Raw genomic sequence first — 13,004 nt, forward strand, 5'->3', positions numbered from 1 at the left:
ATTGAAACTCTGAAAAAAACAGTGGGGGAACAGCGGGGGAAATGCGTGCCAGCCCGGCGGCTTCAACTGTCGTCGCGCAGCCAGACCACCTGGCCCGAATGCGTGACCGCTCCCTGGTGGGCCGGGCGCACGGTGAGCGCGTATTTTTCCAGCACGCCGCCCAGCGGCGGCATCTGGCGGCGCGCGGCGGCTGATTGTTCCAGACGTGCCGCCAGTTCGGCCTCGCCGATTTCCACCGTGATGCTGCGCGCATCGGCGCGGGCGTCGATGGCGATGAGGTCGCCGTCGCGCAGTGCGGCAATGGGGCCGTTGTCGGCGGCCTCGGGGCCTGCGTAGCCGATGCACAGGCCGCGCGTGGCACCAGAGAAGCGCCCATCGGTCAGCAGGGCCACCTTGTCGCCCATGCCCTGGCCATACAGCAGTGCCGTGATGCCCAGCATCTCGCGCATGCCGGGGCTGCCGCGCGGGCCTTCGTTGCGGATGACGATGACATCGCCGGCCGCGTACTGCATGGCCTGCACGGCGGCCTGGGCCTGTTCCTCGGACTCGAAGACGCGCGCGGGGCCCCGGTGCACCAGGGTCTTGAGGCCGGCCGTCTTCAGCAACGCGCCATCGGGGCAGAGGTTGCCCTTGAGCACGGTCAGGCCACCGTCGCGCGTGATGGGATTGCCGGGCGTGCGCACCACCTCGCCATCGGGCGGCGCGGCATCGGCCAGTTCTTCGGCCAGGGTGCGGCCCGTGAAGGTGAGCGCATCGCCGTGGACAAAGCCCTGCTCCATCAGCGTGCGCAGGATCACGCCGGCACCGCCGATGTAGTACACGTCGCGCGCCAGGAAGCGCCCGCCGGGGCGCAGGTCGGCGATCAGCGGCGTGCGCGCGAAGATCTCGGCCACGTCGTCCAGGTGGAAGCGGATGCCGGCCTCGTGCGCGATGGCCGGCAGGTGCAGGGCGGCATTGGTCGATCCGCCCGTGGCGCTGACCACGGCGCAGGCATTCTCCAGCGCCCGGCGCGTGATGATGTCGCGCGGCAGCGGGCCGCCGCCTTCGGCGCTGGCCCACACGGCCTGCATGAGCTGGCGCGCGGCGCGGCGCATCAGCGGTGCGCGCTCGCTGAACACGGCAGGCACCATGCTGGAGCCGATGGGCGCCAGGCCCAGCGCCTCGCTCACCATGCCCATGGTGTTGGCCGTGAACTGGCCAGCGCAGGCGCCGGCCGTGGGCAGGCAGGCGCGGCTCATGGCCTCCAGGTCCTGCGCCGTGGCGGTGCCGGCCAGCACCTGGCCGATGGTCTCGTAGGTATCGACCACATTCAGGTCGCGCCCGTGCACGCCGGGCGCCTGCCCCGGCAGGGCCGAGCCGCCATGCACGAAGACGCTGGGCACATTGCAGCGCACCATGCCCATTATCAGCCCCGGCAGGTTCTTGTCGCAGGCGCCGATGGCGAAGATGCCATCCCACTGGTGGCCGCGCACCGAGGCCTCCACGCTGTCGGCGATCAGCTCGCGCGAGACCAGCGAGAACCGCATGCCCGAATGCGCCATGGTCAGCCCGTCGCTGACCGACACCACCGGGCATTCATGCGGCGTACCGCCCCCGGCATAGATGCCGGTCTTGGCATGCTGGGCCTGGTCGCGCAGGTTGAGGTTGCAGGGGCTCATCTCCCCGCCCGTGTGGAACACGCCGATGTGCGGGCGCTCTATGTCTTCGTCGTCCTGGCCCAGGGCATGCAGGAAGCTGCGCGTGGTGGCACGGATGGTGCCGGAGCGGATCAGGGCGGAGCGAAAGGACGTGGGCGTGGGCGTGGCCGCTGCCGGGCTGCTGCCGGTGGTGCTGGTGATGCCGGCTGTGGTGGTGGAGGCGGCCAGCGATGCGGAGGCGCTGGACTCGGAAAAGACGTTGTCGGGGGAGGCAGGTTTCTTGTTCATACGCGGGACGGAAAACAGCCGCCCACCATAGCGGTGTCTGCGGATTTCCCTATGAGCATTTACACCAGATCGTGTCGCCCGGGAGTCGCCCGCATACCACCCTTGTGTCGCCCCGGCTCAGAGGATGGCCTGAAGGCCTTTGTCGGCGATGACGTTGAGCAGCTTGAGCGCCGGTCCGGCGGGACGGGTTTCGCCCTGCTCCCATTTGCGCACCGTGGAAGCCGTGGTGTGCAAATGCAGCGCAAACACCGGTTGGCTGAACTTCAAAGTCTCGCGCAGCTGTTTGATGTCGGCCGCCTCGAACTCCCGCACCGGGGGAGGACAGATCGCGTCGAACTCGCGCATCGTCACCTTGTCGATGGCGCCCGCTTCGTACAGCGCAGCCAGATCGCCGCGCAGGGATTCAATGATCTTGCTCACAATGCACCTCCAACAAAACGCCTGACTGCAAGGCCGCCGACAAGGCCTGGGTGGACAGGTCCAGAAACAGCTTGCCTGCAAACCTCAAAGCCCTCTGTTCTTCCTGTGTGATGTTCGCCTTGTCGTTCTTGGTGAAACCATGCAGGAAGAAGTATCGGTTGCCGATTCGTGCCGACAACAGCGCTCGATAACCCCCACTCTTGCCCGCGCCTGGACGCGCCACCCGCTTCTTGTAGAGAAAGCCCCCCAGGTCCGCGTCGATCAGCCCTCTTTCCATCTCCCTGACCGCCTTGCACAGCGCGGTATCGGGCAGCTTCTCGCTCGCCTGCCATCGGGAAAAGTCCTTGCGTTTGAGAACGCGCGCCATGCCAGCCTCCCAACTATACCCGTTACGGGTATGTATTTCACCTTCATACATATCACCACAGGGTAGAGCCTGCGAATTTGAAGTGCTGCCTCGTGCCTGCCTCATTCAAGCCCCTGTCGTTTCTCCTTGGCCTGACTGCCAGCCCGCTTGTCCGCCTTGTCGGGAAGACACGATAAAAAAAGGCCCCGGAACAAACTTCCGGGGCCTCAAAACCGATGCCAGCCCGCGCTGCAGCGGACCAGGCATCGTGCACAACAACTGCGCTGTACTCGTGAATCAATCCATCCAACTGGCCCTTCAGCGCGGCACCAGGAACGTGCTGTGCGCCTGCTTGGAAAGCGCCGGGTCCCCTACCGCCGTGGCCGTGATCTCCACGCCGTGCGAGCCAGGGCCGGCCGCGCCATAGGGCGCCTGCAGCCGCACCACGACCCAGCGGTCCTGGGCCGCGCCCACGTCCACCTCGGTCTCCGAAGCCACGCGCAGGCCTTCGATGCCCGAGGCCGACAGCACATAGCGCTGGTCCTGCTCCGTGGCATTGCCGATCTGCACGCGGTAGATGTTCTCGATCTGGCCGCCGGCCACGATGCGCGACAGCGTGCCTCGGTCGCGCACCACGTCCACCTTCAGCGGCGTGCGCAGCGCCAGGCTGGCCACCATGGCCGTGGAGATGGCCACCAGCGCCGTGCCGTAGATAAGCACGCGCGGGCGGAAGATGCGGCGCACCAGCTCGCTCTGGCGCCAGCCCCGGGCCACGCCGTTCTGCGTGGACAGGCGGATCAGCCCGCGCGGGTAGTGCATGCGGTCCATGACGCTGTTGCAGGCGTCGATGCACAGGCCGCAGCCGATGCACTCGTACTGCAGGCCGTCGCGTATGTCGATGCCCACCGGGCAGACCTGCACGCACAGCGTGCAGTCGATGCAGTCGCCCAGGCCCTGGGCCCGGTAGTCCACGCCCTTGTGGCGCGGGCCGCGCGATTCGCCGCGTGCGGCGTCGTAGGTGACGACCAGGGTGTCCTTGTCGAACATGGCGCTCTGGAAGCGCGCATAGGGGCACATGTGCTTGCAGACCTGCTCGCGCAGGAAGCCCGCGTTGCCGTAGGTGGCCAGCGCATAGAACAGCACCCAGAAGATCTGCCACGCGCCGGTCAGAGCCAGCACCTCGGGCAGCAGGCTGCGGATGGGCACGAAGTAGCCCACGAAGGTCAGCCCCGTCCACAGCGCAATCAGCAGCCACAGCGCATGCTTGCCGCCACGCCGCGCGATCTTCTCCGGACCCCAGCCGCTGGCATCCAGGCGCAGGCGTGCGCTGCGGTCGCCTTCCAGCCGGCGCTCCACCCACATGAACAGCTCGGTGTAGACCGTCTGCGGGCAGGAAAATCCGCACCACAGCCTCCCCGCCACCGTGGTGAACAGGAACAGCGCCAGCGCCGAGACGATGAGCAGCACGGCCAGGTAGATGAAATCCTGCGGATACAGCAGCCAGCCGAAGATGTAGAAGCGCCGCTGCTCCAGGTCGAACAGCAGGGCCTGCCGGCCGTGGATCTGCAGCCAGGGTATGCCGTAGAAGAACAGCTGCGTGAGCCAGACCATGGCCCAGCGCCAGTTGGCGAAGCGCCCCGAGATGGAGCGCGGCTGGATCTTGCGGCGTGACTCGAACAGCGGGGAATCCGCGCTGGCGTCGGCGATGGGAATCACCTTGCGCGGCGCGGGCCGCGGCCGGGTGGCTGCGGCGGTTTCATCGGGAAGCGGTTTCGGTCGTTCTGACATGCGGGGCCTTCGCCCCGGCCGGTGCGCCCGTGATGCGGGCTTGTCATGAATTGCCGGGGACTGCCTGGACTATGCCCAGCGCCCTGCTCCGCGGGTAGCAGCAGATGCGGTGAATTCGACCGTATCAGATGGAGCTTCAGGCCTGGGGAGCACGAAGACGCGGCACCGCCAGCCGCAACCCCCACGCCACCAGGCACAGCCCCAGCAGCGACGTCAGCGTGCCGATGCGCACATCGGCCTGGAGCACGCCCCAGCGGCTGAAGATCTCCGTCCAGTCATGGTCGCCGCCGCCCACCAGCGGCAGGACCTGGGCGCGCGCGTCCTTCATGTAGCGGGCCACGTTCATCAGGTTCTCGCCCAGCCACATCAGCGAGGCGATCCAGCCCGTGCGCTGGCCCTGCCTGCGGAAATGGCGCATGAACAGGGCGGGGAACAGCAACTGGAACAGCGTGCCGCCGTAGACCGAGAGATGCTGCGAGAACAGGGCCACCAGCGGGTGCCCGGCCTCGTGCAGCGCGAGGTTGGCGTTGTCCAGCAGCATCAGCCAGCGGTCCTCGCTGAAGAAGTGGCCCCAGATGATCCAGGCGCCGAAAGCCGTCAGCGCGATGGCGGCAGGGCGTGTGACCGGCGTCCATTCGACCGGGTCGTCGAAATCGTCGAGGTCGGCGCCGCGCTTCATGGCGCCAGCAACGCCGTTGCGTTCAAAGGGCATGCCAGCGGCTTGGCGGGGTACATGCGAGGTCGGCAAAAAGGGGCAGGCGCAGGATGCATGGCGGCAGTGTTCCGGAGAGTGGGAGGAAGATAGCAGGTTGCACCGGCACCGGGCTGCCGCGTTGCAATCCATCCCGGACAGGTTCTGGCAAAGTCGGGCATCCGCATCTTCAAGCCAAGGAACATCCACACCATGAACCTGCGCCCCCTATTGCATGAGCTTGTCCGCCAGCATGGCCTGGACCGCAAGGCCGCCGTGCAGCTGTTTGCACTGGCGGGATTCGGGCATGAACCGGCCGCCCTCAGAACCCGCCTGTGGCCCGTGGTGGCCTTGCTGGGCGCGGCGCTGGGCGGGCTGGGCATCGTGCTGTGGATTGCCGCCAATTGGGAGAGCATGGGCCGCATGCAGCGCTTTGCCCTGCTGCAGGGCTTCGTGCTCGTGATGTGTCTTGGCGCGGCATGGCGCGCGGCGGCGCGCGTGCCGCTGTCCGTGCTGGCGTTGCTGGGCACGGGTGCGCTGTTCGCCTTTTTCGGGCAGACCTACCAGACGGGAGCGGACCCCTGGCAGCTGTTTGCGCTGTGGGCAGCGCTGACCCTGCCGCTGGCCCTGGCGGCGCGCAGCGATGGCGTCTGGGTGCCCTGGGTGGTGGTTGCCATGACGGGCATTGCGCTATGGGCGCAGGCCCATACGCCGCAGTTCTGGGAGGTGGAGTCGCGCGACCTGGGCGTGCATGCCGTGGCCCTGGGCGCCGCCCTTGCCGTCACCGCGGTCATGGCACCGGCCCTGCGGCGCTTCACGGGCGCGGGGCTGTGGGCCTTGCGCGGTGCGGGCGCGCTGGCGCTGGCGATGATCACCTCCACCGCCATCAGCGGGCTGTTCCACAGCACGGTGGCGCCGCAGTACCCGCTGGGGCTGGTGCTGCTGGCAGGCGCGGCGGCGCTGGCGGGCCTGCGCAGGCATTTCGATATCTTTTTGCTCAGCGGTGCGGCGCTGGGCCTGAACGTGCTGCTGGTGTGCGGCCTGGTCTACCTGCTGCTGGAGAAACTGGGGGCGGACTTCACGGGCATGCTGCTGCTCGTCGGCCTGGGCGCTGCGTGCCTGCTGGCGGCCACGGTGAGCCTGGTGCTTCGAATGTCACGCAACGCGGAAGGAGGCCTTCAATGAGCCACGAGCACAACACCCTGCTGCGCCAGGCCGTGGACCAGGGCATCCTGCCGCCTGCCGCCTTGCAGGACCGCCGCCCTGCCGCCAACGACCGCCATTGGGCGGTGGTGCTGCTCACGGCGCTGGGCGCCTGGCTGGCCCTTCTTCCCTTGCTGATTCTGTTTGCGTTTGCCCTGTCCGACTGGATAGAGCGCGGCGCCGGCACCTATGTGATCGGCGCCATGATGCTGGCCGCAGCGGTGGCCGTGCTGCGCGCCGAGGAGCTGCCCGTCTTCCTGGAGCAGCTGGCCCTGCCTGCCATGCTGACCGGCGCCGGCCTGCTGGGCTTTGGCCTGGCGCGCGACCTGTCGGGGCAGGCTGCGGGCGCGATAGGCCTGGCCATTGCGCTGGCCTGCACGGCCGCCATTCCAAGGCCCTGGCTGCGCGTGCTGCTGGGCGCCGCCTGCGCGCTGCTGTTTTGCACCATGCTCTGGCCGGACAACGATCCATCCACCCTGTACGCAGGCCTGCCGACCTGGGTCATCGTGCATGCGGCGCTGCTGCTCTGGATGCTGCTGCTGGCAGCCCAGTGGCGCGCGCTGGGGCAGTCTGCAGCACAGACCCGAATGGCGGCGGCGCTGGAGCCCTTTGCCACGGGCTGGCTGCTGGCGGTGCTGGCTGGCCTGGCCTTTCTGTCCGGCAGGAGCTTCATGGTGGCCGGCGTGCTGGGCGGCGGCCTGGCGGGCGAGCTGGCGCAGGAAGCCGCGCCGAACATCTCCATGGGCATTCTGACGCAGGCCGGCTCGGCCGTGCTGGCCCTGGCAGCCGCCTGGTTCGCCCAGCGCGCATGGCCCACGCTGCGGCAGCCGCGCGCCGCCGTGGCTGCCGTGGTGCTGGCCGTGCTGAGTGCCTTCCTGCCCTGGCTGGGCGCCTGCCTGCTGGCGCTGGCGGTGACCGGCACCAGCGGCCGCTGGCGGCAGGCCGCAGCGGCCGCCCTGGCTGCGGCCTGGATCGTGGGCAGCTTCTACTACCAGCTGGCCTGGCCACTGGCCACCAAGGCCCTGGTGCTGGCCGGCTGCGGCGCCTTGCTGGGCCTGCTGGCCTGGGCAGGGCCGCGCGCCGCAGTCCTGCCGGGCAGCGCGGAGACCGCCGCCGCATCGGGCGCGGCGCCCCTGCAGCGCTGGGCGCCGTGGCTGGTGGTGCTGACGGCGGCCTGCACGCTGGCGGTGGCCAATATCGGCATTGCGCAGAAGGAGCGCACCATCGCCCAGGGCCGCAAGGTTTTCGTGGAACTGGCGCCGGTGGACCCGCGCTCCCTGATGCAGGGCGACTACATGCGCCTGAACTTCCGCCTGCCTTCCGAGAACAGGGACGTGGAGAAAGAGAACCTGCGCAGCGGACGCCTCTACGCCATCGGCAAGCTCGATGAGCAGGGCGTGGTGCAGTGGCTGCGCACCGGCACGGCCAGCGAGCCGCTGGCGCCCGGCGAGCAGCGCTTTGAACTCACCCCGCGCGGCGGCCGGTGGACGCTGGTGACCGATGCCTGGTACTTCCGCGAAGGCGATGGCCAGCGCTGGGAGCAGGCCCGCTACGGCGAGTTCCGCGTGGAGCCCGACGGGCGTGCGCTGCTGGTGGGCATGGCCGATGCGCAACTGCGCCCCATCGTGCCCTGAGCGCACCACGCAAATCACTCGAAACTGTCGCCCTCGGCCAACGGCGCATGCCGGTAGCTGGCCGGCGTGCGGCTGAGCTTGACGGGCGCGCCCAGGCCCCGGTAGCCGCCCTCCATCTCCACCACCATCTCGCGGTGCAGGGTATGCGGGTGGTTGAGCGCCGCGTCCACGCCCAGCACGGGCGCGGCGGGCACGCCGATGGCCATCAGCGCATCGGCCAGGGCGGGGCCGTCGCAGGACTGCAGGGCCTGCTCCAGCAGCGGCTTGAGCGCATCGCGGTGGTGCGAGCGCTGGCCGGCCGTGGCAAAGCGCTCGTCGGCCACCAGTTGCGGGCATCCCAGGTGCTCGCACAGCAGGCGGAACTGGCGGTCGTTGCCCACGGCCAGGAAGACCGGCGTGGTGCCCGTGGCAAAGCTGTCGTAGGGATAGATGTTGGGATGGGCGTTGCCCGAGCGCCATGGCGTCCTGCCGCTCATGAACCAGTTGCCCGCATGCGGGTGCAGCAGCGAGATGCCGCTGTCGTACAGCGAGACATCGACCAGCTGGCCCAGGCCGCTGCGCTGGCGCTCCTGCAGCGCCAGCAGCACGCCGATGACGCCGTTCATGCCCGTGACCATGTCCACCACGGGCAGGCCCACGCGCAGCGGATCGCCGCCGGCCTCGCCGTTGACGCTCATCAGCCCCGTCATGGCCTGGATGGCCGCGTCATAGCCGGGCCAGGCACCCAGCGGACCATCGGCGCCGAAGCCGCTGACGCGGCACCAGATGAGGCGCGGAAAGCGCTCGCGCAGCTGCTCCCAGCCAATGCCCCATTTCTCCATGGTGCCGATCTTGAAGTTCTCCACCACCACGTCGGCCTGCTCCATCAGCGCCAGCACGGCCTGCTGGCCTTCGGGCTGGGACAGGTCCAGGAACTGCAGCCGCTTGTTGCGGTTCAGGCCCCGGTAGTAGGAGGACACTCCGTCCTGGAACGGCGGCCCCCAGGCGCGCGTATCGTCGCCCTGCGGCGGCTCCACCTTGAGCACGTCGGCACCGTGGTCGCCCAGGATCTGGCCGCACAGCGGGCCACCAAGAATGCGGGAGAGGTCGAGGACACGGATGCCCTGGAGTGCGCCCATGCTGTGGGAAGTGGTCATCAATGTGCTTTCCTCAATCCAGTTTGGCGCCGGAGGCATCGACCACGGCCTTCCATTTCGTGACCTCCTGCGCGATGAAGGTCGACAGCCCTGCTGGCGACAGATCCGATGCCGGCTCCAGCCCCTGGTCGGCAAAGGTCTTGCGGATGCGCTCGCTGCCCAGGGCCTTGCGGAAGGCCGCGTTCAGCGTCTCGATGCGGTCGGCCGGCGTGCCGGCCGGTGCCACCACGCCGAAGAACACGCTCACGTCGTAGCCGGGCAGGCCCTGCTCGGCGATGGTGGGGATGTCGGGCATGGCCTGGGAGCGCTTTTCCGTGGCCACGCCAATGGCCTTGAACTTGCCGGCCTTGATGTAGGGCATGGCGGTGAGGATGTCGGTGAAGGTCATGTTCACCTGCCCCGCCAGCAGGTCGTTGAGCGCCGGGCCCGTGCCCTTGTACGGGATGTGCTGCAGCGAGGTGCCGGCCATCTTGTTGAACAGCACGCCGGCCAGGTGCGAGGAGGCGCCGTTGCCCGAGGACGCATAGTCCAGGCTGCCCGGCTTGGCCTTGTCCTGGGCAATCAGCTCCTGCACGGTGGTGGCCTTGGTGGTCGGGTTGACCACCAGCACATTGGGCAGGTGGCCCACGCGGATGATGGGCGCGAAGCTGGTCTGCGGGTCGTAGTTGATCTTGCGGTACAGGTGCTTGTTGATGGCCAGCGGCCCCGAGGTGCCGAACATGATGGTGTAGCCGTCCGGCCTGGCGCGGGCCACGAAGTCGGCGCCGATGTTGCCGCCTGCGCCGGCCTTGTTCTCCACGATCACGCTCTGGCCCAGCGTCTCGGTCAGCGCCGTGGCCAGCACGCGTGCCATGGCGTCCGTAGGCCCGCCGGGCGGGAAGGGAACGACAAAGCTGATGGGCCGCTCGGGAAAGCGCTCGGCCAGTGCGGCGGCCGGCAGCGCGGCGGTGGCGGCGAGCGCACAGGCGCACAGGAATCGGCGTTTCTGGAAGGACGGCTTCGGGTCAGTGCAAGGCATGGTGTTTGTCTCCGGTACTTGTGTGGTCATCCCTGTGGACGGGATGTGTGTTCTGGGTCGGTGCGGTCGATGGGCTCAGCGTGTCCAGCCTTCGGGCAGGTCGCCTGCCGCCAGCGGGTCGCGCGGCAGCACGCGGTGCAGCAGCACCAGCTGGGCCCAGCGCATGCGCTCGGCGCTGCCGGTGCAAGAGGCCTCCCAGGCCATGGCCGTGGCCGTGAAGCAGTGGTACAGGCCCGAGGCGGCGGCGCGCGCCAGGCGGTCACCGCCCTCCTCCGCTGCGCGCAGGGCCAGGGCCGCAGCCTTGTCCATGCTGGCCGACAGCGCGGCCTTGAATTCCGTGGCCGCCTCGGTCTGGGCCAGCAGCTGGGCCGCGTGGTCGCACAGCACGGGCAGCGAGCCTTCGCGCTTGATGGCGCGGATCACGTCCAGCGCCACGATGTTGCTGGTGCCTTCCCAGATCGATCCCAGGTGGGAGTCGCGCACCAGGCGCGGATCGCTCCATTCCTCGATGTAGCCGCATCCGCCGCGCACTTCCATGGCGTCGCCCGTGACCTTGCGCGCGTCGCGGCAGGCGCGGAACTTGATCATGGGCGTGAGGATGCGCAGCAGCGCGTAGGCGCCGTCTTCGCCTGCGTCCGAACGCTGCAGCGCCTGGGCCGTCTGCAGCACCATGGTGCGGGCCTGCTCGGAGTAGATGCGCAGCTTGTCGAGCTGGCGCTGCATCAGCGGCATGTCCTGCAGGGCCTTGCCGAAGGCGCGGCGCTCGCGCGCCACGTACTCGGCCTCGGCCACGGCACGGCGCATCAGCCCGGCCGAGCGCACGCCGTTGGACAGGCGCGAGTTGTTGACCATGTCGGCCATCTGCACGAAGCCCCGGCCCTGCTCGCCCACCAGGTAGGCGACGGCGCCGTCGAGCACGATCTCGCCGCTGGCCATGGAGCGCGTGCCCAGCTTGTGCTTGAGGCGCACGATGCGGTAGTGGTTGGCCGAGCCATCGTCCAGCCGGCGCGGCAGCAGGAACAGCGAGATGCCCTTCATGCCCGCCGGCGCGCCTTCCACGCGCGCCAGCACCATGGCGAAGTCGGCATCGGGGTTGGAGCAGAACCACTTGTCGCCCGACAGGCGCCAGCTGCCGTCGGCGGCCGGGCGGGCCAGCGTCTGGGTGTTGGAGATGTCAGAGCCGGCCGCCTGCTCGGTCATGAACATGGCGCCCTGGGCCTGGTCCTCGAAGCGCAACTGCGTCATGCGCGGCCAGTACTTTTCGACCAGGGCCGGCTCGCCGTACTTGCGCAGCGTGCGCGCCAGCGAGTCCGTCATGGACAGCGGGCAGCACAGGCCGAACTCGGCCTGTACGAACAGATAGGTCAGCGCGTACTTGGCCAGCGGCGGCAGCTTGCCATCCCAGCCCAGCACGCCCGTGCGGTGCGACATGACGGCCAGGCCGAACTCGCCATAGGCAATGCGCTCCATCTCCACATAGGCCGGGTGCTTGACGATGCGCTGCGCATCGCGCCCCGTGCGGTCGCGGTGCTCCAGCTCGGGCGGATTGCGGTCGGCGGTCAGCGCCCATTCATCGATCTCGCGGCCGGCCAGCGCGCCCATGCGCTCCAGATGGGGCTGCAGGTGCGCGTTCACCTCGGGCGGCAGGTACAGCGCCAGCAGCGGCTGCAACTGCGAATCGGTGGTGTACAGGTTGCTGCCGTGGCGGTCGGGCACGGCCTGGAAAGCCTGGGCGGGGGAAGACTGCATGGCGGCCAGCGCCTGCGGTTCGGGGTTCATGGTCTGTCTCCTGTGCGGGAACCGGGCCCGGGCGCATGGGCTCCGGGTCTTGGGGATGCCCCCATTCTTGGAAACAGTCCTATTCGAGTCAAATATCGATAACGTATTAATCAATAGTCAAACCGGATAGAACGCCATGGAGCTGAGACAACTGAGGTACTTTCTGGTGCTGGCCGAGGAGCTGCACTTCAGCCGCGCAGCCCAGCGCCTGTCCATCTCCCAGCCGCCGCTGAGCGTAGCCATCCGCCAGCTGGAGGAAGAGTTGGGCGCCCAGCTGTTCGAGCGCACCAGCAAGGAGGTGCGGCTCACGGCCGCCGGCAAGCACCTGCGCGTGCAGGCCCAGGACATCATGGAACAGGCCCAGCGCGTGCGCCAGGACATGCGCGCCATCGCCGACGGCGTGCAGGGCCGCATCCGGCTGGGCTTTGTGGGTTCGGCCATCTACCGCGGGCTGCCCGAGGCGCTGGAGAGCTTTCGCGCCCGGCACCCGCTGGTGCGCATCGACATGCTGGAGCTCAACAGCGCAGAGCAGATCGCCGGCCTGCAGCAGGAACGCCTGGACCTGGGCCTGCTGCACGCCACGCGCCCCGCACCAGGCCTGCAATCACACACCCTGGTGAGCGAGCCCTTCATGGCCTGCCTGCCGGACAGCCACGCGCTGGCCGGACTGCGCAAGCTGCAGGTGCGCCAGCTGGCGGGCGAACGCATGGTGCTGTTCTCGCGCCAGGTCTCGCCCGACTACCACCAGCAGATATGGCAGATCTGCCAGAGCGAAGGCTTCACGCCCGACCTGCACCATGAGGTAAGGCACTGGCTGTCCGTGCTGTCCATGGTTTCGCTGCGTCAGGGCGTGTCCCTGGTGCCGGCCTGCCTGCAGCGCGTGGGCTTCCCGGGGCTGGCCTTCGTGCCCATCCAGGGCCGGCACCCGCAGTCGCAGATGCAGGCCATGTGGCATCCGGGCCATGTGCAGCCCCTGGTCGAATCGCTGCTGGCCCACCTGCGCGACAGCGTGGGCAGGCTGGGACAGCAGCCCTAAACGCCACACCCTTGCTCAGTTCACTCTG

The 13,004-nt window shown here is 68.7% G+C and carries 11 protein-coding genes; 3 read left to right on the plus strand and 8 right to left on the minus strand.

The window, feature by feature from the left end:
* Positions 1–62: 62 nt before the first annotated feature.
* From ACRSCF_RS21250 to ACRSCF_RS21270, 5 genes are all read right to left on the minus strand, one after another.
* Positions 63–1,925 carry a dihydroxy-acid dehydratase gene (locus ACRSCF_RS21250; RefSeq protein WP_244386537.1) on the minus strand — a complete coding sequence of 621 codons (1,863 nt, stop codon included), beginning with the start codon at positions 1,923–1,925 and terminating at the stop codon, positions 63–65.
* 117 nt (positions 1,926–2,042) lie between these two features.
* Positions 2,043–2,345 (minus strand): helix-turn-helix domain-containing protein, encoded by a 303-nt coding sequence (locus tag ACRSCF_RS21255; protein ID WP_016450218.1) that lies wholly within the window; start codon positions 2,343–2,345, stop codon positions 2,043–2,045.
* Positions 2,329–2,712, minus strand: a complete 384-nt coding sequence (locus ACRSCF_RS21260) for a type II toxin-antitoxin system RelE/ParE family toxin (protein WP_244386539.1) — start codon at positions 2,710–2,712, stop codon at positions 2,329–2,331. The genes ACRSCF_RS21255 and ACRSCF_RS21260 overlap by 17 nt, the downstream gene beginning before the upstream one ends.
* Before the next feature lie 297 nt (positions 2,713–3,009).
* A complete protein-coding gene (gene ccoG / locus ACRSCF_RS21265) occupies positions 3,010–4,479 on the minus strand; it encodes a cytochrome c oxidase accessory protein CcoG (protein WP_244386544.1) in 1,470 nt (489 codons plus the stop codon).
* A gap of 136 nt (positions 4,480–4,615) precedes the next feature.
* Positions 4,616–5,191, minus strand: coding sequence for a hypothetical protein (locus ACRSCF_RS21270; protein ID WP_034368158.1), 576 nt, complete (start codon positions 5,189–5,191; stop codon positions 4,616–4,618).
* A 192-nt stretch (positions 5,192–5,383) separates the two neighbouring features.
* Here ACRSCF_RS21270 and ACRSCF_RS21275 point away from each other — a divergent pair, with 192 nt between their 5' ends.
* On the plus strand, positions 5,384–6,355 hold the full coding sequence (locus ACRSCF_RS21275; protein WP_016450214.1) for a DUF2157 domain-containing protein: 972 nt from the start codon (positions 5,384–5,386) through the stop codon (positions 6,353–6,355).
* Positions 6,352–8,007: a GDYXXLXY domain-containing protein gene (locus tag ACRSCF_RS21280; RefSeq protein WP_244386546.1), complete on the plus strand. Its 1,656-nt coding sequence runs from the start codon at positions 6,352–6,354 to the stop codon at positions 8,005–8,007. Before ACRSCF_RS21275 ends, ACRSCF_RS21280 begins: the two co-directional genes overlap by 4 nt.
* Before the next feature lie 14 nt (positions 8,008–8,021).
* Here ACRSCF_RS21280 and ACRSCF_RS21285 read toward each other — a convergent pair whose 3' ends face one another.
* The 3 genes from ACRSCF_RS21285 to ACRSCF_RS21295 form a co-directional block, all read right to left on the minus strand.
* On the minus strand, positions 8,022–9,143 hold the full coding sequence (locus ACRSCF_RS21285; RefSeq protein ID WP_244386548.1) for a CaiB/BaiF CoA transferase family protein: 1,122 nt from the start codon (positions 9,141–9,143) through the stop codon (positions 8,022–8,024).
* Between the two features lie 13 nt (positions 9,144–9,156).
* Entirely contained in the window at positions 9,157–10,161 is a 1,005-nt protein-coding gene (locus ACRSCF_RS21290) for a Bug family tripartite tricarboxylate transporter substrate binding protein (RefSeq protein ID WP_034368152.1), read from the minus strand.
* A 75-nt stretch (positions 10,162–10,236) separates the two neighbouring features.
* On the minus strand, positions 10,237–11,940 hold the full coding sequence (locus ACRSCF_RS21295; RefSeq protein WP_034368149.1) for an acyl-CoA dehydrogenase family protein: 1,704 nt from the start codon (positions 11,938–11,940) through the stop codon (positions 10,237–10,239).
* 136 nt (positions 11,941–12,076) lie between these two features.
* On the opposite strand from ACRSCF_RS21295, the gene ACRSCF_RS21300 reads away from it, so the two are divergent.
* Positions 12,077–12,976, plus strand: coding sequence for a LysR family transcriptional regulator (locus ACRSCF_RS21300; protein ID WP_034368145.1), 900 nt, complete (start codon positions 12,077–12,079; stop codon positions 12,974–12,976).
* The last annotated feature ends 28 nt before the right edge of the window (positions 12,977–13,004 follow it).

Origin of the sequence: Delftia sp. 11MD, from assembly GCF_050907895.1 — a bacterium.
Lineage (GTDB): Bacteria > Pseudomonadota > Gammaproteobacteria > Burkholderiales > Burkholderiaceae_C > Comamonas > Comamonas tsuruhatensis.